18 protein-coding genes are annotated in these 25131 nt (G+C 61.0%); 14 read left to right on the forward strand and 4 right to left on the reverse strand.

Going from position 1 to position 25131, the window contains the following annotated elements; genetic code table 11:
- The first annotated feature begins 6 nt into the window (after nucleotides 1-6).
- From V3388_RS13985 to V3388_RS13995, 3 genes are read left to right on the forward strand one after another with little or no spacing between them, the layout of a single operon-like run.
- Complete coding sequence (locus tag V3388_RS13985; RefSeq protein WP_336368193.1) at nucleotides 7-807, forward strand: MOSC domain-containing protein; 801 nt, start codon at nucleotides 7-9, stop codon at nucleotides 805-807.
- Nucleotides 808-809: 2 nt separating this feature from the next.
- Nucleotides 810-2768 carry an ATP-binding cassette domain-containing protein gene (locus V3388_RS13990; RefSeq protein ID WP_336368194.1) on the forward strand — a complete coding sequence of 653 codons (1959 nt, stop codon included), beginning with the start codon at nucleotides 810-812 and terminating at the stop codon, nucleotides 2766-2768.
- Complete coding sequence (locus V3388_RS13995) at nucleotides 2765-3427, forward strand: DUF6901 family protein (RefSeq protein WP_336368195.1); 663 nt, start codon at nucleotides 2765-2767, stop codon at nucleotides 3425-3427. The genes V3388_RS13990 and V3388_RS13995 overlap by 4 nt, the downstream gene beginning before the upstream one ends.
- A gap of 62 nt (nucleotides 3428-3489) precedes the next feature.
- Here V3388_RS13995 and V3388_RS14000 read toward each other — a convergent pair whose 3' ends face one another.
- Both V3388_RS14000 and V3388_RS14005 read right to left on the reverse strand, forming a co-directional pair.
- Complete coding sequence (locus V3388_RS14000; protein WP_336368196.1) at nucleotides 3490-3921, reverse strand: universal stress protein; 432 nt, start codon at nucleotides 3919-3921, stop codon at nucleotides 3490-3492.
- Between the two features lie 134 nt (nucleotides 3922-4055).
- Nucleotides 4056-4880 carry a hypothetical protein gene (locus tag V3388_RS14005; protein ID WP_336368197.1) on the reverse strand — a complete coding sequence of 275 codons (825 nt, stop codon included), beginning with the start codon at nucleotides 4878-4880 and terminating at the stop codon, nucleotides 4056-4058.
- Nucleotides 4881-5341: 461 nt separating this feature from the next.
- Between V3388_RS14005 and fadB the strand changes: the two genes are divergently transcribed.
- From fadB to topA, 3 genes are all read left to right on the forward strand, one after another.
- Nucleotides 5342-7489 carry a fatty acid oxidation complex subunit alpha FadB gene (gene fadB, locus V3388_RS14010; RefSeq protein ID WP_336368198.1) on the forward strand — a complete coding sequence of 716 codons (2148 nt, stop codon included), beginning with the start codon at nucleotides 5342-5344 and terminating at the stop codon, nucleotides 7487-7489.
- Nucleotides 7490-7522: 33 nt separating this feature from the next.
- Entirely contained in the window at nucleotides 7523-8698 is a 1176-nt protein-coding gene (gene fadA, locus V3388_RS14015) for an acetyl-CoA C-acyltransferase FadA (protein WP_336368199.1), read from the forward strand.
- Nucleotides 8699-8944: 246 nt separating this feature from the next.
- Nucleotides 8945-11578 (forward strand): type I DNA topoisomerase, encoded by a 2634-nt coding sequence (gene topA / locus V3388_RS14020; protein ID WP_336368200.1) that lies wholly within the window; start codon nucleotides 8945-8947, stop codon nucleotides 11576-11578.
- A gap of 82 nt (nucleotides 11579-11660) precedes the next feature.
- On the opposite strand, the gene V3388_RS14025 is transcribed toward topA, so the two are convergent.
- Complete coding sequence (locus V3388_RS14025) at nucleotides 11661-12536, reverse strand: NAD(P)-dependent oxidoreductase (protein WP_336368201.1); 876 nt, start codon at nucleotides 12534-12536, stop codon at nucleotides 11661-11663.
- Nucleotides 12537-12984: 448 nt separating this feature from the next.
- Here V3388_RS14025 and V3388_RS14030 point away from each other — a divergent pair, with 448 nt between their 5' ends.
- The gene (locus V3388_RS14030; protein WP_336368202.1) at nucleotides 12985-14196 is read left to right on the forward strand and encodes a pilin; all 1212 of its coding nucleotides are present in this window, start codon (nucleotides 12985-12987) and stop codon (nucleotides 14194-14196) included.
- 61 nt (nucleotides 14197-14257) lie between these two features.
- Here V3388_RS14030 and gltA read toward each other — a convergent pair whose 3' ends face one another.
- On the reverse strand, nucleotides 14258-15532 hold the full coding sequence (gltA, locus tag V3388_RS14035) for a citrate synthase (RefSeq protein WP_336368203.1): 1275 nt from the start codon (nucleotides 15530-15532) through the stop codon (nucleotides 14258-14260).
- A 464-nt stretch (nucleotides 15533-15996) separates the two neighbouring features.
- Between gltA and sdhC the strand changes: the two genes are divergently transcribed.
- From sdhC to lpdA, 7 genes are all read left to right on the forward strand, one after another.
- On the forward strand, nucleotides 15997-16371 hold the full coding sequence (sdhC, locus tag V3388_RS14040) for a succinate dehydrogenase, cytochrome b556 subunit (RefSeq protein ID WP_336368204.1): 375 nt from the start codon (nucleotides 15997-15999) through the stop codon (nucleotides 16369-16371).
- Entirely contained in the window at nucleotides 16365-16709 is a 345-nt protein-coding gene (gene sdhD, locus V3388_RS14045) for a succinate dehydrogenase, hydrophobic membrane anchor protein (protein ID WP_336368205.1), read from the forward strand. Before sdhC ends, sdhD begins: the two co-directional genes overlap by 7 nt.
- 3 nt (nucleotides 16710-16712) lie before the next feature.
- The gene (gene sdhA, locus V3388_RS14050; protein ID WP_336368206.1) at nucleotides 16713-18485 is read left to right on the forward strand and encodes a succinate dehydrogenase flavoprotein subunit; all 1773 of its coding nucleotides are present in this window, start codon (nucleotides 16713-16715) and stop codon (nucleotides 18483-18485) included.
- Nucleotides 18486-18499: 14 nt separating this feature from the next.
- Nucleotides 18500-19204: a succinate dehydrogenase iron-sulfur subunit gene (locus V3388_RS14055; protein ID WP_336368207.1), complete on the forward strand. Its 705-nt coding sequence runs from the start codon at nucleotides 18500-18502 to the stop codon at nucleotides 19202-19204.
- 312 nt (nucleotides 19205-19516) lie between these two features.
- On the forward strand, nucleotides 19517-22354 hold the full coding sequence (locus V3388_RS14060; RefSeq protein ID WP_336368208.1) for a 2-oxoglutarate dehydrogenase E1 component: 2838 nt from the start codon (nucleotides 19517-19519) through the stop codon (nucleotides 22352-22354).
- 25 nt (nucleotides 22355-22379) lie between these two features.
- Entirely contained in the window at nucleotides 22380-23621 is a 1242-nt protein-coding gene (gene odhB / locus V3388_RS14065) for a 2-oxoglutarate dehydrogenase complex dihydrolipoyllysine-residue succinyltransferase (RefSeq protein ID WP_336368209.1), read from the forward strand.
- Between the two features lie 35 nt (nucleotides 23622-23656).
- The gene (lpdA, locus tag V3388_RS14070) at nucleotides 23657-25099 is read left to right on the forward strand and encodes a dihydrolipoyl dehydrogenase (RefSeq protein WP_336368210.1); all 1443 of its coding nucleotides are present in this window, start codon (nucleotides 23657-23659) and stop codon (nucleotides 25097-25099) included.
- Nucleotides 25100-25131 lie beyond the last annotated feature (32 nt).

Raw genomic sequence — 25131 nt, forward strand, 5'->3', positions numbered from 1 at the left:
CCCGACATGCACGTTCAAGCGCTCTACCTCTACCCGGTCAAGTCCCTGGCCGGTCTTCCCGCTGACCAGATGACCCTCGATGAATTCGGCCCCGCCGGGGACCGCCGGTGGATGATCGTGGATGCCAGCAACCGGTTTGTGACCCAGCGGGAGCGGCCGGAGCTGGCCCTGGTGACCGCCGGACTTGAGGACGGCAGGGTGACCATCACCGTGCCGGACGCTGGCGTGCATTTGCTCGAACCGATTGGCAACGCCGTCACCGTCGAGGTGTGGCGCGATACGGTGATGGCCATTCCCGGCCCGGCGAGCGCCAACCAGGCCCTAAGCGACTACTTGAAGCACCCGGTCCGGCTGGTGTACATGCCCGACAGCAGCTTCCGACAGATTGACCCCAGCCGGGTGCCGGAAAGGCGGCGAGTGGGGTTTGCCGACGGCTTCCCGTTTCTCGTAACCAATCAGGCCTCACTGGAGGACCTCAACCAGCGTCTGGAACAGATCGTGTCCATGCGTCGCTTTCGCCCGAACATTGTGGTCGCAGGGGCTGAGCCGTGGGAGGAAGACCACTGGCGAGCGCTGGCCATTGGCGACCATGAGCTGTCGTTGGTCAAGCCCTGCTCACGCTGTGTGATGACAACGGTGGACCCGTACACCGGGATCAAGCATGCTGGCGCTCAACCTTTGCGCACGCTTGCCGGCTACCGGAAGACCGAGGATGGCGTCATCTTCGGCATGAACGCCGTGCATGACCGTCCCGGTACCCTGCGAATCGGCGATGCGGTGCGCGTGATCACTTCGGAGACCCGCTGACTGTGCCTTTGCTCACCCTGGATGCTGTAACCCTCTCCTACGGAATGCACGCGCTGCTGGACGGCGCCAACCTCTCGGTGGATGCCGGAGAGCGCGTGTGTCTTCTGGGCCGGAACGGGGAAGGGAAATCGACCCTGCTGAAAATCGTCAGCGGTGAAGTCACCCCCGATGGCGGTCTGGTTCGCCTGGACGACGGTGCGGTGCTGGCAGTGCTGCCCCAGAACCTGCCCTCGGACGACGTTCGCACCGCCTATGAAGTGGTGGCCGGTGCGTTTCCGGAGACCGGCGCCCTGTTGGCGGAATTCCACCGCCTGACGCAGCAGGCCGATGACGACAGCCTGGCCCGGATGACCCGGGTACAGGAGCGCCTGGAGGCCCTCGATGGCTGGCGACTGGATCAGAAAGTGACGTCCATTCTTGCCCAGTATGGGGTGGATCCGGACCGCACCCTGAACACCCTGTCCGGTGGCTGGCAGCGCCGAGTGCTGCTGGCTCGGGCACTGGTGGCGGAGCCGGATATCCTGCTGCTGGATGAGCCCACCAACCACCTGGATGTTCCGGCCATTGCCTGGTTGGAGGACGCGCTGTCCCAGTTCCGGGGCGCCATGCTGTTTGTCAGCCACGACCGGGCCTTCATTCGCCGGATGGCGACACGAATTGTGGAACTCGATCGCGGCCAGTTGATCAGTTTTGCTGCCACCTACGACCGTTACCTGGAACTCAAGGAAAAGGCGTTGGAAGAAGAGGAGCGACACAACGCCCTGTTCGACAAACGGCTGAAGCAGGAAGAAGCCTGGATTCGCCAGGGTATCAAGGCGCGGCGCACCCGCAACATGGGGCGGGTGCGGGCCCTCAAGAGCATGCGGGAGGAGCACCGGCAGCGCCGCAATCGGGGCGGCACCGCCAGCTTCGCCGTGGAAGAGGCGGACCGCTCCGGCAAACTCGTGGTGGAGGCCCGGGGCGCCGGCTTCCATTACCCGGGCGCCTCGGACGTGGTGCGCGGCCTTGATTTGACGATCCTTCGGGGCGACAAAATCGGCCTGGTGGGGGAAAACGGCACCGGCAAGACCACCCTGGTTCGGCTGCTGCTGGGTGATCTGGCACCCACCGAGGGCACCATCAAGCTCGGCACCAAGCTGCAGGTGGCGTACTTTGATCAACTTCGGGGCGAGCTGGATCTGGAGCGCAACGCCCTGGACAACCTGGCCGAGGGCCGGGAGTTCATCGATATCAATGGCCAGAGCAAACACGTGCTCGGGTACCTCCAGGACTTCCTGTTCACGCCCGAGCGAGCCCGCTCGCCGGTGAGGGTGTTTTCCGGCGGTGAACGGGCGCGGCTGCTGCTGGCCAAACTGTTCAGCAAGCCGGCCAACGTGCTGGTACTGGACGAGCCCACCAACGACCTGGACGTGGAAACCCTGGAACTGCTGGAAGAGCAGCTCTCGGAATTCCAGGGGACGGTGATGGTGATCAGTCACGACCGGGAATTCCTGGACAACGTGGTCACCGACACCCTGTTCCTGGACGGCACCGGCGCGGTCCGCACGTATGTGGGCGGCTACGCGGACTGGCGTCGGCAGGGCGGGCGCTTCCCCTCCGAGCAATCCGGCCGGCGGCCGGACCAGCAGGCGAGGGCGGATCGCGCCGGGGCAGGTAACGCCGCAGAAGGCGGTCGGGCCGGCGGTGATGCCGGGCAGAAAGCCGCCCCCGCGCCAGCGTCCGGTAACCGCCCGGTCAAGCTCAGCTACAAATTGAAACGGGAGTTGGAGCAACTGCCTCACAAAATTGAGACACTGGAGCAGGAAGTTGCCGACCTGCAGGCTACAATCTCCAAACCGGATTTTTATTCAGGCCCACCGGACGATGTCGCGGCTGTTCTGGAATCGCTGGCGAGCACGGAGGCCCGCCTGGAACAGGTGATGGAACGGTGGATGGAGTTGGAAGAACAGGCGAATCAATGAACGTCCACTACGATTTCCGCTTTGCCGATGGCCGTCACGTGGCCTTCCGCGTGTCGGGTGAGCCCGCCCCCAAACCCCAAAAGCCGCCCGCCTGGACGCGGCTCGATCACTGCAAATGCAGCAACTGCCCCCTCAAGGCCGAGGATTCACCCCACTGCCCGGCGGCACTGGCGATATTGCCGGTGGTTGAGGCGTTTGGCGGGGAGGATGCGTACGCGAAGGTGGACGTGGAGGTCACCGACGACCGCCGAACCTATCGCAAGCAGACCTCGATGGAGGAGGCGTTACGGTCCCTGCTGGGCTTGAACATGGCGGTGAGCGGTTGTCCGATCCTCGGCGAGCTGCGATCCATGGCGATTCATCATTTGCCGTTTGCCAGCAGCGATGAGTTCATCATGCGTAGCGTGTCCCATTATCTTCTGGAGCAGTACTACGCGAAACGGGCGGGAGAGACGCCCGACTGGGACCTGAAGGGGCTGGTCGCCCGAAACCAGAAGCTTCAACTGGTCAACCAGGCCCTGTGGCAGCGCATTCATGCGGTCTGCCAGGGCGACAGCAACCTGAAGGCGCTGCTCAACTTCTTCTCGATGGCATCCAGCGTGAGCGTGTCTCTGGAGAGCCAGTTGCGCAAGCTGGAAGCCCGCCTGCGGGGCGCCTGAGGCCCGCCGTCAGAGTAAGCCCCCGGGCAGGGGCCGGCCGCCGCTGAGGTTGGTGTCGCCGGTCAGTGGATGCGCACCGCCAGCACGTCGCATTCCGTGCCGTGGAGCACACCGTTGGCGGTCGACCCGAGTAACAGCTGAAAGCCCTTGCGGCCGTGACTGCCCACGACCACCAGATCCACACCAAACTCCTGGCTGACCCGGTGAATCTCCGATTCGGGCCTGCCAACCGTCACGACCTGCCGCTCGGCGGCCACGCCGTAACGTGAACCGTAGGTGTGCAACTGCTCCCTGGCGGCCTTGTCTAGCTGATCCTGAAGCTCCGACAAGTCCATCGGAATATCCCCCCCGTACGCGTAGCCCACGGGCTCCACCACATGCATCAGCATCAGTTCGGCGTGATGGGCCTCACAGACCGCCTTGGCCTTGTCCAGTACCTGGGGGGCCTCTTCGGTCAGGTCAATCGCAACGAGCACTCGTTTATAGGCGGGCATGGCCTGTCTCCTTTACCAACGGGACACACTGAAAGCGTAGTTCAAGTCTGCCGTATCGCGAGACATGGGCGAATGACCGGGGTCAATTAATCGGACGGGTGGGGCACACTCCCTGTGCCCGGGTCGTGCGGGGGTCAGCTCTTCTGAGACTGTTGCAGAAGGTCGATGGCGGTGTTCAGGGCGGACAGGATGCCCTTGGAGTAGCGATCAATAACAAAGCTGACGTTGTTCTGGTTGTAATTGATGTACGATCCGCGGATGAATTCCCACTTCGATCGGATCTCGTCAATGGTGTCCTTGAGGGCCGGGATGTCGCGGCCGCGGCCCAACTGCTCGAGGAAACCATCAAACTCCTTCGCCTGCTGGTCAAGGGCCTTCTCGTCGGCAGCGCCCTGAAAGGTCTGGGCGTTCGAGGAGTTGGTGCGAGCAGAGTACTTTGCCATCATCTGGGCCATCTTGACGGCAGCCATACGGGCAGCCTCAACCCGATCGTCGGTCTTGAGCTGGGCGCTGTCCTGGGCCTGCTTGTAAAGTTCGGTGGCCTTGTCGCTCATGGTCAGGGCCTGGTTGGCCATGTCCGACATCAGCCGCAGATCCGGGTAGCCCTGCTTGCGGTTGACGTTGATGTTGTCCCGCATCAGCGCCTTGAACTTGTCGAACTCCTGGTTCAGGTCTTCCACAGCGTCTTTTGAAAGCACGCCGTTGGTGGCTTTGGCCACGGTGTTCATGGCGTCGTTGGCGGCGTTGATCCCATTGACCACATCCTGCAGGATGGCAGGGTCCTGGGTACCGCTGTAACGGTAGAACGCATCCAGCGCGATGTAGTTGCTGATCCGGAAGGTGTGAAGATCGGACAGGAAGGTATCGGCAGCCTCCTGCGCACGGGCGTTGAGCGAGACCAGCGCGAGCGCGATCAGGGCAAAAGTAAGGGAACGAATACGCACGCGTTCATTTGTCATCGGAAGGGATCTCCGTAAGGCTGTTTTATTATTGTCGACGAAAGTCGCAAGCCGAAGGTAATGTAAGACCCCCGGCCAATCAAGGCATTATTCCGGAAACCGGCCGTCTGAATTGCAAACAAGTATGAAATCTCCGTGACTCAAGCATGAAGTTTGCGTGACGCCGATCACATTGTGCTTTTACTCACTTCGCCAGGTTGTTGAAATTTATGTGAAGTGAGCAGGCAACAGGGTGCGATAGCACGTGCCCATTGCGGTCATCGGCCCCTCCGAGAGAACGCGCCGTCAGAAACAAATTGACAAACGGCCGGTTTTTTTTCATCGTGTGCCCTCACGATTCAAACAAGTGTATGAATTCTTGAATCGAACGATCGGGCAGTGATCACATTCTCGCTGCACCGGCGGCCGGGCCCCGGAGGCCGGGCTGTCAGCAGTTCCCATCACAGACTGGAGATCAGTTGATGATTTACGAAGGTAAAGCCATCACGGTTAAAGAGATCGACGGCGGGATCGCTCAGTTGAACTTTGACTTGCAGGGCGAGTCGGTCAACAAGTTCAACCGTCTCACCATCGAAGAACTGGGCGCCGCGGCGGACACCCTCAAATCCCGCAAGGATCTGAAAGGCCTGGTGGTTACCAGTTCCAAGGACAGCTTTATTGTCGGTGCCGATATCACCGAGTTCACCGAGCTGTTCGCCGGTTCCGAAGAAGATCTGGTGGCCAACAACCTGAAGGCCAACGAGGTGTTCAGCACTATCGAAGACCTGCCGTTCCCGACCGTTACCGCCATTAACGGCATCGCGCTCGGCGGCGGTTTCGAGATGTGCCTGGCAACCGACTACCGGGTCATGGCACCGAAGGCGAAGGTGGGCCTGCCGGAAGTGAAGCTGGGCATTTTCCCGGGCTTCGGCGGTACCGTGCGCCTGTCCCGTCTTGTGGGCGTGGATAACGCCGTTGAGTGGATCTGCGGCGGCACCGAAAACCGCGCTGACGCGGCCCTGAAAGTGGGCGCTGTGGACGCTGTCGTTGAGGCCGACAAGCTGGTCGAGGCCGCCGTGGCCATCATCAACCAGTGCAACGAAGGCAAGCTCGACAACAACGCCCGTCGTGAAGAGAAGAAGGGCAAGATCAAGCTCAACGCCATGGAAAGCATGATGGCGTTCGAGATCTCCAAGGCGTTTGTCGGTGGCAAGGCCGGCCGGAACTACCCGGCGCCGGTGGAAGCCATCAAGACCATGCAGAAGCACGCCGGCATGACCCGCGACAAGGCCATTGAAGTTGAGGCCAAGGGCTTTGCCAAGATGGCCAAGACCAACGTGGCGGCCTGCCTGGTGGGCCTGTTCCTGAACGACCAGGCCCTGAAGAAGAAAGCCAGCGCGTGGGAGAAGGAAGCGTCCAAAGTGAACCTGGCGGCCGTTCTGGGTGCCGGTATCATGGGCGGCGGCGTGGCGTTCCAGTCCGCGCTGAAGGGCACGCCCATCATCATGAAGGACATCAACCAGGACGGCATCAAGCTGGGCCTGAACGAGGCCAAGAAGCTGCTGTCCAAGCGCGTGGCCAAGGGCAAGATGGACGCCGGCCAGATGGGTGACGTTCTGAACAACATCACGCCGACCCTGAACTACGGTGATTTCAAGAACGTAGACCTGGTTGTTGAAGCGGTGGTTGAAAATCCGAAAGTCAAAGATGCGGTACTGCGCGAGACCGAAGACGCGGTTCGCGAGGACGCCATCCTGACCTCCAACACCTCCACCATCTCCATCAACCTTCTGGCCAAGAACCTCAAGCGTCCGGAAAACTTCTGCGGCATGCATTTCTTTAACCCGGTACACATGATGCCGCTGGTTGAGGTTATCCGCGGCGAGAAGACCAGTGACCGCGCCATTGCGACCACCGTTGCCTACGCCAAGGCCATGGGTAAGACCCCGGTTGTTGTAAACGACTGCCCGGGCTTCCTGGTCAACCGTGTGTTGTTCCCTTACTTCGGCGGTTTTGCCGCGCTGGTGCGTGACGGCGCCGACTTCCAGCAGATCGACAAGGTCATGGAGAAGTTCGGCTGGCCCATGGGCCCGGCCTACCTGCTCGACGTGGTGGGCATGGACACCGCCAAGCACGCCAATGAGGTGATGGCAGAGGGCTTCCCCGAGCGCATGAAGGCGGACTTTACTTCCGCCATCGACGTGATGTTCGAGAACAAGCGCTACGGCCAGAAGAACGCCAAGGGCTTCTACAAGTACGAGGAAGACAAGAAGGGCAAGCCGAAGAAAGTCGTGGATGAAGAGACCTACAAGCTGATCCAGCCTGTGGTCAGCGACAAGAAGGACTTCGAGGAAGACGACATCATCGCCCGCATGATGATCCCGCTGTGTCTGGAAACCGTGCGCTGCCTGGAAGACGGCATCGTTGAGGCCCCGGCCGACGCGGACATGGGCCTGATCTACGGCATCGGCTTCCCTCCGTTCCGCGGTGGCGCCCTGCGCTACATCGACGACATGGGCGTTGCCGCCTTCGTCGAACTGGCAGACAAGTACGCAGAGCTCGGCCCGCTGTACGCGCCGACCGAGAAGCTGCGTGAGATGGCCAAGACTGGCAAGAAGTTCTTTGGCTAACCCTGAACGAGATTCCCGAACGGAGAAAGATCTATGAGCCTGAATCCGAGAGACGTTGTCGTCGTCGATTGCGTGCGGACTCCGATGGGTCGTGCCAAGAACGGATGTTTCCGTAACGTGCGCGCCGAGACCCTGTCGGCCGCGCTGATCGAGGCACTGTTTGAGCGCAACCCGAAGCTCGACCCGAAAGAAGTGGAAGACGTGGTGTGGGGCTGTGTGAACCAGACCAAGGAGCAGGGCTTCAACGTGGCCCGTCAGATCTCCCTGCTGACTCGCATTCCCCACGAATCCGCGGCCCAGACCGTCAACCGTCTGTGTGGTTCCGCCATGACCGCGATTCACACCGCGGCCCAGGCGATCCAGACTGGCAACGGCGACGTGTTCGTGATCGGTGGCGTTGAGCACATGGGCCACGTGCCCATGACCGAAGGCTTCGACCACAACCCGGCGGCGTCCAAGTACTCCGCCAAGGCCTCCAACATGATGGGCCTGACCGCGGAAATGCTGGCCAAGATGCACGGCATCACCCGCGAGCAGCAGGACGAGTTCGGTGCCCGGTCTCATCGCCTGGCCCACGAAGCGACCCTCGAAGGCCGTTTCAAGAACGAGATCGTACCCATCGAGGGCCACGACGAGAACGGCTTCGTCAAGCTGATCGAGCACGACGAGACCATTCGTCCGGAAACCACCGTGGAGTCCCTGGGCCAGCTGCGTCCGGCGTTCGATCCGAAGAACGGTACGGTCACCGCGGGTACGTCTTCACAGCTGACCGACGGCGCCTCCGCCATGGTGCTGATGTCCGCCGAGCGGGCGCAGGCCCTGGGCCTGAAGCCGATTGCCAAGGTGCGCAGCATGGCCGTGGCCGGTTGTGACCCCGCGATCATGGGCTACGGCCCGGTTCCGGCCACTAAGAAAGCGCTCAAGCGGGCTGGCCTGAAAATCGAAGACATCGATTTCTGGGAGCTCAACGAAGCGTTCGCCGGCCAGTCGCTGCCGGTCCTCAAGGACCTGAAACTGCTGGGCGTGATGGACGAGAAGGTGAACCTGAACGGCGGTGCGATTGCCCTGGGCCATCCGCTGGGCTGCTCCGGTGCCCGGATCTCCACCACCCTGCTGAACGTGATGATGGCCAAAGGCGGCACACTGGGGGTATCCACCATGTGCATCGGCCTGGGCCAGGGCATTGCGACGGTCTGGGAGCGCCTCTGAGTCGGGCAACCGATGTGAAGCGCTAACGCAGGAGGCCCGGCACACCGCCGGGCCTTCCTGTTTCCGGGAGACCCGTTTGGGCCAGCATCATCAGGAATGGGTTGTCTTGCCCGGTATGACCCTGTAAAACAGAGTGCCTATAGACATCGGCGGCGTTTATCGGTTTTATAGCCGCCTGATTTTACTGCGAGTTTACGGTTTGCTGATTATTTGACCGATCTGTCGCCAAGGATATTGATCTCCGTTATGGGTAAAAGTCTCGTTATTGTCGAGTCGCCAGCGAAAGCGAAAACCATCAACAAGTACCTGGGCTCGGACTACATCGTTAAGTCCAGCGTCGGCCACATCCGGGATCTGCCGGTCAGTGGCAGTGGTTCCCAGACCGACCCGAAAGAGCGGGCCCGTCAGGCCGCATTGACCCGCAAAATGAGCCCGGAAGAAAAGGCCGAGCACAAGAAGCGCAAGGCCCGGGAGCAACTGGTGGCCCGCATGGGCGTGGACCCGGATCACGACTGGCAGGCCCGGTATGAGATCCTGCCCGGCAAGGAAAAGGTGGTCAGCGAACTCAAACGCTTGGCGAAATCCGCCGATCACATCTATCTCGCGACGGATTTGGACCGCGAAGGGGAAGCCATCGCCTGGCACCTTCGTGAGACCATTGGCGGCGACGACGGCAAATACCGCCGCGTGGTGTTCAACGAAATTACCAAACGTGCCATCCAGGAAGCGTTCAAGGAGCCGGGCAGCCTCGACGGCAACCGTGTGAACGCCCAGCAGGCCCGCCGGTTCCTGGATCGGGTGGTGGGCTATATGGTGTCTCCGCTGCTGTGGGCCAAACTGGCCCGGGGGCTGTCCGCCGGTCGCGTGCAGTCCGTTGCCGTGCGCCTGATCGTCGAGCGCGAGCGGGAAATCCGCAAGTTCGTACCCGAGGAGTTTTGGCAGTTGCACGCGGACCTGCTGCCTGCCGGCGCCAAGGATCCGGTGCGCTTTGAGGTAACCCGCTACCAGGATCAGGCCTACCGCCCTGTGAACGAAGCCCAGAGCACGGCCCACGTGGACCGTCTGAAGGCTGGTCAGTTCCAGGTGGCCAAACGGGAAGACAAGCCCACCCGGTCCCGGCCGTCGGCGCCGTTCATTACCTCCACGCTTCAGCAGGCGGCGAGCAATCGGATGGGGTTCAGCGTCAAGAAGACCATGATGCTGGCCCAGCGCCTGTATGAGGCTGGCTACATCACCTACATGCGGACGGACTCCACCAACCTGAGCCAGGACGCCATTTCCAGCTGCCGCGAGTTTGTCAGTAAACAGTTTGGCGACCGTTACCTTCCCGAGAAGCCCCGGGTCTACGGCAGCCGTGAAGGCGCCCAGGAGGCCCACGAGGCCATTCGTCCGACCGAGGTGACCCGCAGGCCGTCCGACATCAGCGGCCTGGAGAAGGACGCTGAGAAACTCTATGACCTGATCTGGCGGCAGTTCATCGCCTGCCAGATGGCGGACGCGGAGTTCCTGAGCACCTCCATCGTGGTGGCCAATGATGCCTACGAGCTGCGCACCCGCGGCCGTATTATCCAGTTTGACGGCTTCCTGAAAGCCGCACCCCAGTCCAGTAAGAAGGAAGAGGACGTGGCGCTGCCAGATATCCAGGTGGGCGACGACCTTGGCCTGAAAGCCCTGGACCCGACGCAACACTTTACCAAGCCGGCGCCCCGTTACACGGAAGCCAGCCTGGTCAAGGAACTGGAAAAGCAGGGCATCGGGCGGCCGTCGACGTACGCCTCGATCATCTCCACCATTCAGGATCGTGGCTATGTGCGGCTCCAGAACCGGCGGTTCTACGCCGAGAAGATGGGCGAGATTGTCACTGAGCGCCTGAACGAGTCCTTCCCGAATCTGATGGACTACGATTTTACCGCGCGCATGGAAGACGAGCTGGACGAGATCGCCAGTGGTGACGTGGAGTGGAAGGCGGTTCTCAACGACTTCTACGGGCGTTTCCGGCAGCAGTTGGAGTCGGCGGAGCAGAGCGATGGCGGTATGCGCGCCAACACGCCCACCGAAACCGACATCCCGTGCCCCACCTGCGGCCGGCCCATGCAGGTCCGCGTGGCCAGTACCGGGGTGTTCCTTGGCTGTTCCGGCTACGGGCTGCCACCCAAGGAGCGCTGCAAAACCACCATCAACCTGGTGTCCGGCGACGAAGTGGTCAGCGCCGATGAGGACGTGGAAGGCGAGGGCGAAACCCGCCTGCTGCGCAAGAAGCGCCGCTGCCCGATCTGCAGCACCGCCATGGACAGCTATCTGGTGGATGAGACCCGCAAGCTTCACATCTGCGGCAACAACCCGGACTGTCCAGGCTACGAGGTGGAGAAGGGCACGTTCCGCATCAAGGGCTACGATGGCCCGACCCTGGAGTGCGACAAGTGCGGCTCGGAGATGCAGCTCAAGACCGGCCGCTTCGGCAAGTATTTCGGGTGCACGAACAGCGAATGCAAGAACACCCGTAAGTTGCTGAAAAACGGGGAGCCCGCGCCCCCCAAGATGGATCCGGTGCCCATGCCAGAGTTGAAGTGTCAGAACGTGGACGACACCTACGTGCTCCGGGACGGCGCCTCCGGCCTGTTCCTGGCCGCGAGCAAGTTCCCCAAGAACCGGGAAACCCGTCCGCCGCTGGTGAAAGAGATCAAGCCGCACCGAAAGGAAATTGACCCGAAATACGATTTTCTGATGGACGCGCCAGAGGCCGATCCGGAAGGCAACCCGACGGTCATCCGCTACAGCCGGAAAACCAAGGAGCAGTACGTCATGTCGGAGAAAGACGGCAAGGCCACCGGCTGGTCCGCGTGGTACGACAACGGCAAGTGGCGACCCCGGGAGAAGTGAAAACGGGGTCAGATGAAAAAAAGGGGTCAGATGAGCTTTTCATCTGACCCCTTTTTTTCATCTGACCCCAGGTTTACCAGGCCTACCGAAACTTCCGCAACCGCTGAATCAGCGACGACGTATCCCAGCGTTTCCCGCCCATCGCCTGTACGTCCGCGTAGAACTGGTCGACCATCGCCGTGACCGGCAGGGTCGCGTTGATCTTGCGGGCTTCTTCCAGGCAAATTCTCAGGTCCTTGCGCATCCAGTCCACCGCGAAGCCGTGGTTGAACTCGCCTTTGATCATGGTGGCAGAGCGGTTTTCCATCTGCCAGGACTGGGCCGCGCCCTTGGAGATCACGTCCACCACCCGGCTGACGTCCAGGTTGGCCTGCTCGGCAAAGTGCAGGGCTTCGGAAAGGCCCTGGACCAGGCCAGCGATGGCAATCTGATTGACCATCTTGGTCTTCTGGCCGCTGCCGGCCGGCCCCATCAGGGTCACCGCACGGCCGTATCGCTCCATGATTGGCAGCGCCTTGTTGAAATCTTCCTCCGAGCCGCCGCACATGACCGTCAACTGGCCATTTTCCGCGCCCTGCTGGCCGCCGGATACCGGCGCGTCAATAAAGCCGAGGTTGCGGCGGGAGGCGCGGGACGCCAGCTTTTCGGCCATGCGCGCGGACGCGGTGGTGTGGTCCACCAGGATAGCGCCTTCTTTGGCGTTGGCGATGATGCCGTCATCGCCCTCGTAGACTTCAACCAGGTCCTGATCGGCGCCGACGCAGGTCAGCACCACATCGGCGCCCTGGACGGCTTCAGCAACGGTGCTGCAGGCCGTACCCCGGTAGCAGCTCGCCCATTCGCCTGCGCGGGACAGGGTCCGGTTCCAGACGCGAACGTCCAGGCCGGCTTTTGCGAGGTGGCCTGCCATGGGGTAACCCATAATGCCGAGGCCAATGAATGCTACGGTGACTGTCATGATCATCTCCTGTATGGCTGAGTGCCGTTATTGGTATTTTGGTCGAAAATACAGGCTGGTGGGAAAGCCCGAGAATAGCGCAGATGGAATGACCTCGTCACCCCGATAACGCTGGTTCCGCAGATGGCGAACGGGCGGCTGTTCGAGGTGGGTTCACACCACGGCTGCCAAAGGGTGAGCGAGCAGGGCTTGGCCAACAGATGTGCCCGGCGGCAGCGAGGTTTGATACCGGGGTCACACCTCCGGGTACGGCCCCGCTGAAAGCGGCCAGGCTGACATAGACTTCATCTGACGCGGTTTCTATACTTTCGTCGATCTGCATGGATGCATCACGATGATTCCCCTCCGGCGAATGACCGCCACTCATTGTCTGTGCCTCCATTCCGATGTTGTAACCGGGCTAAGTGAGTGGCCTGTCACGTTGGTTTTATCGTCATAAGGGATTTCCATGGACTTGGTTTATAAAAATGAGAAACCGCTACTGGGTATAGCGGTCGTTTTCTCGGCTATTATCTGGCTGGCGTTGATTGTTGGTACCCTTGGAGGCCTCCTCCTGTACCTGATTCTGGGATACGTTTTTTTCCTGTTCGCGCACTCTGCGTTTATTTCCCATTTGAAAGGCTCCGGGGTTCGAATCAGCCCGGACCAGTATCCGGATTTGTACGATCGGCTGGTTCGGTGCTGTGAGAGAGTGGGCGTGAACGAGGTGCCCGAGGCCTACCTGTTGAGGACGGACTTCTTCAACGCACTGGCAACGAAATTCCTTGGCCGGCATTTCGTTGTGCTTTTCACCGATGTGGTCGATGCGCTCGATGATCAACCGGGTGCGATCGACTTTTACATCGGTCACGAGCTTGGCCACATTCACCGGAAGCATCTCTCATGGCAAACCTTTGTCATGCCGGCCTCCTTGCTTCCGGTCGTCGGGCCGGCCTTGCGGCGAGCGGAGGAATATACCTGCGACCGTTATGGGGTTGCCTGTTGCCAGTCGGAAGCGGACATCAAGGCCGCACTCGCTGCAATCGCGGCGGGGGATACCCGCTGGAGCACCATCAATGTGGACGCGTACATTGCGCAGGTGCAGGCCACGAACGGGTTCTGGATGTCGTTTAATGAGCTGACGGGCGACTACCCTTGGTTGACCAAGCGAATGGCCACGGCGGTCGCACTGGCGCAGGGCCAGGAAATCACCCATCCGAGACGGAGCTTCTGGGCCTGGACGCTGTCCTGTTTCATCCCGAGGCTTGGCGTGGGAGCCGGTGGCGCAGCCTCTCTCCTTATCACCATTGCGTTGATCGGCGTGCTTGCCGCGGTTGCGATTCCCGCCTACCAGCAGTATGTGGAAAGGGCGAGGTTTTCGACGGCCTACTCCGCGGCGCTGGAGGTGCAGGGTCGGGTTGAAGCCTACGCTCAGGAGCACCAGGCCTGGCCGGTATCGATGATTGATCTGGGTTATCCAGAGTCCACGTTAAAAAATGCGGTCGGAGATTACTCCATCGACGTGTATGAAAGCGGCCTGATTGGTGTGGAGGTGGGCACCGATAAGAGCGGCGAATCAGAATATATCGTTCTGGAGCCTTCCGTTGATCAGGGCAACATCAGCTGGACGTGCTATGGGCAAAACGTCGAGGAAAAACTCTTGCCGGCAGATTGTCGTTAGGGCCCATAAAAAAAGCCGCTGAGATCAGCGGCTTTTTTCTGGTTCTCTTGCGGGGATTTGGTTATTTCTTCGGATAGTCCCGCTTGGCAGAGCCGGTGTAAAGCTGGCGCGGACGGCCGATGCGGTAGTCTCCGCTGACCATTTCGTTCCAGTGGGAGAACCAGCCGATGGTCCGTGCCATGGCGAAAATCACCGTGAACATAGACGTGGGGATGCCGATGGCCTTCAGGATGATGCCGGAGTAGAAGTCGACGTTCGGATACAGCTTGCGCTGTACAAAGTACTCGTCTTCCAGGGCAATCTTTTCCAGGCGCTGGGCGATCTTCAGCAGCGGGTCGTTTTCCAGGCCCAGCTCTTTAAGCACTTCGTGAGCGGTTTCCCGCATGACCTTGGCGCGCGGGTCGAAGTTCTTGTAGACCCGATGGCCGAAGCCCATCAGGCGGAACGGGTCGTCCTTGTCCTTGGCTTTGGCAATAAAGGTCTCGATGTTGGCCTCGTCGCCGATCTCCGCCAGCATATCCAGGACCGCCTCGTTAGCACCGCCGTGTGCGGGGCCCCACAGAGCGGCAATGCCGGAGGCAATGCAGGCGTAGGGGTTGGCGCCGGTGGAGCCGGCCAGACGCACCGTGGAAGTAGACGCATTCTGCTCGTGATCCGCGTGCAGGATGAAGATCTTGTCCATCGCCTTGGCCAGCACGGGGTTCGGCTTGTACTCCTCGCAGGGCACACCGAACATCATCTGCAGGAAATTCTCGGAGTAGGAGAGGTCGTTGCGCGGGTACATGAACGGCTGGCCGATGCTGTATTTGTAGCACCAGGCCGCAATGGTCGGCATCTTGGCGATCAGGCGATGGGCGGTAATTTCCCGCTGGGTCTCATCGGTGACGTCCATCTGATCGTGATAGAACGCAGACAGCGCCCCAACCACGCCGCACATGATGGCCATCGGATGCGCGTCACGGCGGAAGCCGTTAAAGAAGTTGCGCATCTGATCGTGCAGCATGGTGTGGTTTTTGATGGTGTCGTGGAACCGCTGATTTTCCTTGGTGGAGGGCAGCTCACCCTTCAGCAGGAGGTAGCAGACTTCCAGGTAATCGGAGTGTTCGGCAAGCTGCTCGATCGGATAACCGCGGTGCAGGAGAACGCCGTTGGCGCCGTCGATGTAGGTGATGGCCGATTCGCAGGCGGCTGTGGATACAAATCCCGGGTCGTAGGTGAAAACGCCTTCCTGGACGAGGCCTCGTACGTCAATAACGTCAGGGCCGACGGTGCCGGAGTATACCGGTAGCTCAATGGATTTGTCCCCCACCGAGAGCGTGGCTTTCCTGTCGGTCATGGTGCTCTCCTATTTCAGCTTTTTTGCAGCTTTTGACTGCTTGTGTAAATACGCCAGAAGGCGCGTATTATCGCAAAACTGGGCGCAAAATATAGGGCGTCCGGTTTTTTTGTCAATGCGCCTGGGCCTGGTTGGACCGAAATGTGCTAACCAGGTCAATCCGGGATAACCCGAACGGTCCGTCCATCGGCCGGTGTGCGGTGCGGCCATCACCGCTGATCCGGGGGCGAAACGGTGGCGGCACCCGGTTCGCCGGTTTGTAATTGCGGGGTGCTCTCCTTATAATCCGTAGCCCGGAAACGGGGATGCACCGGTACTTGCGCGCCTGCGTAGGAAGCTATCGATGTTATCCTGCCTCCTGAACCAATCGCCAATCGGGCCCGTACCGTTTGACGATCGATACATACCAACCACCGCAGCCGATTCGTCGGTATCGCGGAACCAAGAGAGAGTGTGAGAGCGCTGTGAATAGCAAACGACCAGTAAATCTCGATCTCGGCAAGTTCCATTTCCCTCTGCCAGCCATTACGTCCATCCTGCATCGGATCAGCGGCATCATCATCTTTGTTGGTGTGGCGTTCCTGCTGTACGGACTTCAGCTTTCCCTGTCCGGGGAAGAAGGCTTCAACGAGGTGAGTGGGCTGCTGGACAGCTTCCTTGCCAAGCTGATCACCTGGGGCATCCTGTCTGCTCTGTTGTACCACCTGGTTGCCGGCATCAAGCACCTGTTCATGGACATGGGCTTCGGTGAAGAGCTGGAGAGTGGTCGCCTCGCCGCAAAGATCACGATTGTGGTTTCCGTCATCCTCATCATTCTGGCAGGAGTCTGGGTATGGTAAACAGCGTCACGAACCTGGGTCGCAGTGGTGTTTTCGACTGGATGATCCAGCGGGTAACCGCGTATGTGCTGGCTCTCTACACACTGTTCATGCTGGGCTTCACGCTGATGACGGACGTCAGCTATGAGTCCTGGTCTGGTCTGTTCGAGCAGACCTGGTTCCGCATCTTCACTCTGCTGGCGCTGCTCTCCATCGGCGCTCACGCCTGGGTAGGCCTCTGGACCGTGACCACCGACTACATCAAGCCGGCGGCGACGCGTTTTGTGGTTCAGGCAATCTGCGGGCTGGTTATGTTCGTCTATGTAGTTTGGGGCATTCAGATTCTGTGGGGGCTTTAATCGATGGCTAACATCAAAACCATGTCTTACGACGCGATTGTGATCGGTGGCGGCGGCGCCGGTATGCGTGCTGCCCTGCAACTGACTCAATCCGGCATCAACACCGCGTGCATCACCAAGGTCTTCCCGACCCGGTCGCACACCGTATCCGCGCAGGGCGGTATTACCTGTGCCATTGCCAGTGCCGATCCCAACGACGACTGGCGCTGGCACATGTATGACACCGTCAAGGGCTCCGATTACATCGGCGACCAAGACGCCATCGAGTACATGTGCTCCGTGGGTCCCCAGGCCGTGTTCGAGCTGGAGCACATGGGCCTGCCGTTTTCCCGTACCGAGCAGGGCCGCATCTACCAGCGTCCGTTCGGTGGCCAGTCCAAGGGCCCGGATGATCCCACCCAGGCTGCCCGGACCTGCGCCGCGGCGGACCGTACCGGCCACGCCCTGTTGCACACCCTTTACCAAGCCAACCTCAAGGGCGGTACCACCTTCCTGAACGAGTGGTATGCCGTCGATCTGGTCAAGAACAGCAAAGACGAAGTGGTGGGCGTTGTCGCCATCGAAATCGAGACCGGCGAAGTCTGCTACATCAAAGCCAAGGCGACCGTTCTGGCCACCGGTGGCGCGGGCCGTATTTACGCGTCCACCACCAACGCCATGATCAACACCGGTGACGGTATCGGCATGGCGCTGCGCGCCGGCTTCCCGGTGCAGGACATGGAAATGTGGCAGTTCCACCCAACCGGTATCCACGGTGCGGGCACGCTGGTGACCGAAGGCTGTCGGGGTGAGGGCGGTTACCTCATCAACTCCGAGGGCGAGCGTTTCATGGAGCGGTACGCTCCGAACGCCAAAGACCTCGCTGGCCGTGACGTGGTTGCCCGCGCCATGGTTATGGAGATTTTGGAAGGCCGTGGCTGTGGTCCCGAGAAAGATCACGTGCTGCTGAAACTCGACCACCTGGGCGAGGAAACCCTCAACCTGCGCCTGCCGGGCATCTGTGAGCTGTCCCGCACCTTCGCCCACGTGGATCCGGTGAAAGAGCCGATTCCGGTGGTGCCGACCTGTCACTACATGATGGGTGGTATTCCCACCAACGTGGGTGGCCAGGCGCTGACCCAGGACGAGAACGGCAAAGACAAGGCCATTCCGGGCCTGTTCGCCTGCGGTGAGGCAGCCTGTGTCTCCGTGCACGGCGCCAACCGTCTGGGCGGCAACTCGCTGCTGGATCTGGTGGTGTTCGGCCGTGCGGCCGGCCTGCACATCGAAGAGCAACTGCGCGGCGGCTTTGAAGTCGACGGCGCCAGCGAAGAAGACATCAAGCGCGCCATGGCTCGCCTGGATCGTCTGAACAGCGCTTCCGAAGGTGAAGAAGTAGCGAAGGTTCGTAAGGACCTGCAAAACTGCATGCAGCTGTACTTCGGCGTATTCCGGGATGGCGAAAGCATGGAGAAGGGCATCAAGCTGCTGGAAGAGATCGGCGAGCGGGTGAAGAAGACCCGTCTGGCAGACACCAGCGATGCCTTCAACACCGCGCGCGTCGAAGCGCTGGAACTGGACAACCTCTACGAAGTCGCCTACGCCACCGCCAAGTCCGCGATTGAGCGCAAGGAAAGCCGAGGCGCCCACGCGCGCAATGACTTCACCGAGCGGGACGACGAGAACTGGCTGAAGCACTCCGTGTACTTCCCGCTCGACAAGCGCGTTGGCAAGCGTGATGTGAACTTCGCACCGAAGACGGTGCCGACGTTCCAGCCGAAAATCCGGACCTACTAAGGGGGAATCGTCACATGTTGGTTAGTCTGTATCGTTACAACCCGGAGTCCGACAACGCCCCTTATATGCAGGACGTTGAGGTCGAGATTCCGGCCGGCAAGGACCTGATGGTTCTGGACGTGCTGAACCTGGTGAAGGAAAGAGATCCGTCCATGAGTTACCGCCGTTCCTGCCGGGAAGGGGTCTGCGGCTCCGACGGCATGAACATGAACGGCAAGAACGGCCTGGCCTGTATCACCCCGGTGTCCCAGGTGGTGAAGAACAATAAGCTGGTGCTGCGCCCGCTGCCGGGCCTGCCGGTTATTCGTGACCTGGTGGTCGACATGAGCCTGTTCTACAAGCAATACGAGAAGGTCATGCCGTACCTGGTGAACGATAAGCCGGCGCCCGCCATCGAGCGTCTGCAGTCGCCGGAAGAGCGTGAGAAGCTGGACGGCCTGTACGAGTGCATCCTCTGTGCCTGCTGCTCCACCTCCTGCCCGTCCTTCTGGTGGAACCCGGACAAGTTCATCGGCCCGGCGGGTCTGCTTCAGGCCTACCGGTTCCTGGCGGACAGCCGGGATACCGCCCAGGCAGAGCGTTTGTCCAACCTGGATGACCCGTTCAGCGTGTTCCGCTGCCGGGGCATCATGAACTGTGTCAGCGTGTGCCCGAAGGGTCTGAACCCGACCCGCGCCATCGGCCACATTCGGAACCTTCTGCTCCAGCGGGCCACCTGAGCCCGCGCAAAGTTCCGAACACCCGCTATACTGTTCTGACCAGGTTAGCACCCGGAAAGCCCTGCAATTTGCAGGGCTTTCAACCAAAGGCGTATAGGCAAAAGTCTTAGCCGGGTGCACACTACGCGAGCCGTTTCGGTGACTTACGAGGTTTTCCTGCGGCTTTGCCGAGTACAAAAACCACTGGGGAATGGACAACATCCGTGTCGTGAGTGGTGGTCAAAGTCATGCCGTAATTACCCGTATTGACTGAGAATTATCCCTGACCGACCATAGCGGCTCCCCGCACCAGCCCAAGGTGAGCTATTCAAGATGCACGAAAGCACAATGGAGCAATTGTGGCAGACTTCCCACCTTCAGGGGGGAAACCTGGCCTACGTTGAACAGCTTTTCGAAACCTACCTGACAGACCCCAACGCCGTTCCCGAAGAGTGGCGGAGCTACTTTGACAAGCTCCCGCGCGTCGATGGCTACCAAGGCCAGGACACCGTCCTCTCGACCATCCGCGAACAGTTCGAACACATCTCCCGCAATCAGCGCTTTCTTGCCTCCGGCGGCGTTCCCGCCAGCGCCACCTCCGATGCCGATAAAAAGCAGGTCCGCGTTCTCCAGCTGATCAACGCGTTCCGTTTCCGCGGCCACCAGGAAGCCCAGCTCGACCCCCTGGGTGTCTGGCAGCGTCCCACCGTTGAGGACCTGGAGCCCCGTTTTCACGAACTTGGCAGCTCGGATCTGGACCTGGAGTTTCAGACCGGCTCGCTGAATTTTGGTTCCGAAACCATGAAGCTTTCGGACATCGTGAACGGCCTGCGGGAGACCTACTGCAGCAGCGTGGGCGCCGAGTACATGCACGTGGTGGATACCCGCATCAAGCGGTGGTTCCAGCAGCGCATGGAGCCGGTACGCTCCCATCCGGAATTTGAGGCGGAAACCCGCAAAACGGTTCTTGAGCGTCTGACGGCCGCCGAAGGGCTGGAAAAGTATCTCGGTTCCCGCTATCCCGGCGTCAAGCGCTTCGGCCTTGAGGGTGGCGAGAGCCTGATCCCGTGCCTGAACGAGCTGATCCAGCGGGCGGGATCCTACGGTGCCAAGGAAATTGTGCTGGGCATGGCCCACCGTGGCCGCCTGAACGTGCTGGTCAACATCCTCGGCAAGAACCCCAAGGACCTGTTTGACGAATTCGAAGGCAAGAAGCTGGCGGATTCCGGTTCCGGTGACGTGAAATACCACCAGGGCTTCTCCTCGAACATCATGACTCCGGGTGGCGAAGTGCACCTGGCCATGGCGTTCAACCCGTCGCATCTGGAGATCGTGTCCCCGGTGGTTGAAGGCTCCGTGCGAGCCCGCCAGACCCGTCGCGGCGACGACGACGGCACCACCGTGCTGCCGATCGTGATGCACGGTGATGCGGCGTTTGCGGGGCAGGGCGTGGTGATGGAAACCTTCCAGATGTCCCAGACCCGGGGCTTTGGCACCGGTGGCACGATCCACATTGTGATCAATAACCAGGTCGGGTTCACCACCAGCAAGCAGGAAGACGCCCGCTCCACCGAGTACTGCACCGACGTCGCCAAAATGGTCCAGGCGCCGATTCTGCACGTGAACGCGGATGATCCGGACGCGGTGCTGTTTGTCACCCAGATGGCCATGGACTACCGCAACGAATTCAAGCGTGACGTGGTCATCGATCTGGTCTGCTACCGTCGCCGTGGCCACAACGAGGCCGACGAGCCGGCCGCCACCCAGCCGATCATGTACGAGAAGATCCGCAAGCTGAAAACCACGCGGACCCTCTACGCCGAGAAGCTGATCGAGGCAGGCGTGCTGTCCGAGGACGAGGCCAAGCAGATGGAGTCCGATTACCGGGACGCCCTCGACAACGGTGAGCACGTGGTCAAATCCCTGGTCAAGGAGCCCAACAAGGAGCTCTACGTCGACTGGTCTCCGTACCTGGGCCACGAGTGGACCGCCAAGTGCAAGACCAGCGTCAACCTGAAGACGATCCAGAAGCTGGGCAAGACCCTGACCGCCGTGCCGGAGGGTTTCAGCGTTCAGCGTCAGGTGTCCAAGATCATCAGCGATCGGGATAAGATGACCGCCGGCGCGCTGCCCCTGAACTGGGGTTACGGCGAGATGATGGCGTACGCCACACTCATCAACGAAGGTCATCCGATTCGCCTGACCGGCCAGGACGTGGGCCGTGGCACCTTCTCACACCGCCACGCGGTGCTGCACAACCAGAAGGACGGTGCCACGCACATCTCTCTGCAGCAACTGGCGGACGATCAGCCGGCCTTCGAGATCTACGACTCGCTGCTGTCCGAGGAAGCGGTTCTGGCGTTCGAATATGGCTATGCCACCACCACGCCGAACGCGCTGATCGTCTGGGAAGCCCAGTTCGGTGACTTCGCCAACGGCGCCCAGGTGGTGATCGACCAGTTCCTGACCAGCGGTGAGCACAAGTGGGGCCGCCTGTGTGGCCTGACGCTGCTGCTGCCCCATGGCTATGAGGGCCAGGGCCCGGAACACAGCTCCGCGCGTCTGGAGCGGTTCCTGCAGATGTCCGCCGAGCACAACATCCAGGTGTGTGTGCCGACCACGCCGTCGCAGGTGTTCCACATGCTGCGCCGTCAGGTGAAGCGTCCGCTGCGCAAGCCGCTGGTGGCGATCACGCCCAAGAGCCTGTTGCGTCACAAGGAAGCCATTTCCGGCCTGGACGACCTGACCACCGGCACCTTCCAGACCGTTCTGCCGGAGAAGGAGCCGTCCGATCCGAAGAAAGTCACCCGTCTGATTCTGTGCAGCGGCAAGGTGTACTACGACCTGCTCGAAAAGAAGAAGACCGACGAGCGTGACGACACCGCGATCGTTCGCATCGAGCAGCTGTACCCGTTCCCGGGCGATGACCTCGACGAGTTGCTGAGCCAGTACAGCAAGCTCAAGCACGTGGTCTGGTGCCAGGAAGAGCCGATGAACCAGGGAGCCTGGTACTGCAGCCAGCACCACATGCGTGGCGCACTGCACCGCCTGAATCCCAAGCTGTACCTCCAATACGCCGGTCGTGACGCTTCGGCCGCTCCCGCGTGCGGACACATGTCCGTGCACATCGAGGAGCAGAAGAAGCTGGTGAACGACGCGTTTGAAATCTGACGAGCTACCGAACTAAGGATTTGCAATGTCTACTGAGATTAAAGCCCCCGTATTCCCGGAGTCGGTCGCGGAAGGTACCGTTGCGACCTGGCACAAGCAGCCCGGTGAAGCCTGTGCCCGCGACGAGCTGATCGTCGACATCGAAACCGACAAGGTAGTGCTCGAAGTGGTTGCGCCGGCGGACGGTGTGATCGAGGAAATCGTCAAGAACGAAGGCGACACCGTTGAGAGCGGCGAGCTGATCGGCAAGTTCAAGGAAGGTGCAGCGGGCGAGTCCAAGTCCTCCGGCGACTCGAAGGAAAGCAAGTCCGACGCGTCCTCATCCGGGGCGTCCAAGTCCGAAGGCACGTCCGAGGCGGCCTCCGGAGAGGCCATTTTGAGCCCGGCCGCCCGCAAGTTGGCCGAAGAGAATAATGTGGACCCGAGTGCCGTTTCGGGTACCGGCAAAGACGGTCGCGTCACCAAGGAAGACGTGCAGAGCTTCATTGATGGCAACAAGGGCGGCTCCGCTGCCAGCAAGCCGGCGCCGGCCGCGCCCGCTGCAGAGGTGGCTGTGGCCAAGGGCGAGCGCCAGGAGAAGCGGGTACCGATGACCCGTCTGCGCGCGAGCATCGCCAAGCGCCTGGTGGAAGCCCAGCAGACCGCCGCCATGCTGACCACCTTCAACGAAGTGAACATGGCCCCGATCATGGAGCTGCGCAAGCAGTACCAGGAGAGCTTCGTGAAGCGCCACGGCATCAAGCTGGGCTTCATGTCGTTCTTCACCAAGGCCGCCACCGAAGCCCTGAAGCGTTTCCCGGCCGTGAACGCGTCCATCGACGGTAACGACATGGTGTTCCACGGCTACCAGGACATCGGTGTGGCCGTGTCCACCGACCGCGGCCTGGTGGTTCCGGTTCTGCGGGACGCCGATGCCATGGGCCTGGCAGACATCGAGAAGAAGATCGTTGAGTACGGCACCAAGGCGAAAGACGGCAAGCTGGCGATCGAAGACATGACCGGCGGCACCTTCACCATCACCAACGGCGGCATCTTCGGCTCACTGATTTCCACGCCGATCCTGAATCCGCCGCAGACCGCGATCCTGGGCATGCACAAGATCCAGGAACGCCCGATGGCGGTGAACGGCAAGGTTGAGATCCTGCCCATGATGTACCTGGCCCTGTCGTATGACCACCGCATGGTGGACGGCAAGGAAGCGGTGCAGTTCCTGGTGGCGATCAAAGAGATGCTCGAGGACCCGGCGCGCATTCTGCTGGACGTGTGAACTGACATTTAACGAATCGGAAAACGGGATAGATTATGTCTGACAAGTACGACGTCATTGTCATTGGTGCCGGCCCCGGCGGTTATGTTGCTGCCATCAAGGCCGCCCAACTCGGCCTGAAAACCGCTTGCGTGGAATCCTGGACCTCCGCCGATGGCAAGAGCCAGGTGCTCGGCGGTACCTGCCTGAACGTGGGTTGTATCCCCTCCAAGGCGTTGCTTGAAGTCTCCCACAAATTCGAGGAGACCACGCACGACTACGAGGCGCAGGGCATCATCGCCAAGGATGTCAAAATGGACATCGGCAAGATGATGGAGCGCAAGAGCGGCATCGTGAAGCAACTGACCGGTGGTATCGCCGGCCTGTTCAAGTCCAACGGCGTGACCTCCATCCACGGTCACGGCAAGCTGCTGGCCGGTCGCAAGGTGGAAGTCACCGACAAAGACGGCAAGACCAGCACCTACGAAGCCGACAACGTCATCATCGCCACCGGCTCCAAGCCCATCCAGATCCCGCCCGCGCCGTTTGACGGCGAGTACATCGTGGATTCCGAGGGCGCCCTGGAGTTCACCGAGGTGCCCAAGCGCCTGGGCGTGATCGGTGCCGGCGTCATCGGGCTGGAGCTGGGCAGCGTGTGGGCCCGCCTGGGTTCTGAAGTCACCGTGATTGAGGCGCAGGACACTTTCCTGCCGGCGGTAGACCAGCAACTGGCCAAGGACGCGTTCAAGCAGTTCCAGAAGCAGGGTCTGAACATTGCCCTGGGCGCCCGTATGACCGGGGCCGAGGTCAAGCGCAAGCTGGTGAACGTCAGCTACGAAGACAGCAAGGGCAAGCACGAAGCCAAGTTCGACAAGCTGATCGTTGCCGTTGGTCGTCGCCCGTACACCGATGGCCTGCTGGCGGAAGACGCCGGTGTGCAGATGGACGAGCGCGGCTTCATTTTCGTGGACGACAACTGCAAGACCGAGGCGCCGGGCGTCTGGGCCATCGGTGACGTCGTTCGCGGCCCGATGCTGGCGCACAAGGCGTCGGAAGAGGGCGTCATGGTGGCTGAGCGCATCGCTGGCCACAAGCCGCAGGTCAACTACGACTGCATCCCCAACGTGATCTACACCGCGCCGGAAGTGGCCTGGGTCGGCAAGACCGAGGAAGAGCTGAAGGCGGCTGGTGAAGAGTACAACGTGGGTACCTTCCCGTTCGCGGCCAACGGCCGTGCCATGGCGGCCAACGCGGCCAGCGGCATGGTCAAGATCATTGCGGATGCGAAGACGGACCGCATTCTGGGCTTCCACGTGGTCGGCCCCGCCGCCTCCGAGATTGTCGCCCAGGGCGTTATTGCCATGGAGTTCGGGTCCAGCGCAGAAGATCTGGCGCTGACCTGCTTCGCGCACCCGACTCTGTCCGAGTCCGTGCACGAGGCGGCACTGGCCGTTGCCGGCGGCGCGATTCACATCGCTAACCGTCGCAAGAAGAAGTAACGCAAACCAGGAATTCTCTAATTCGGGACATT

The organism is Marinobacter sp. C2H3, from assembly GCF_037080155.1.
In the GTDB taxonomy this organism is placed as follows: Bacteria; Pseudomonadota; Gammaproteobacteria; order Pseudomonadales; family Oleiphilaceae; genus Marinobacter.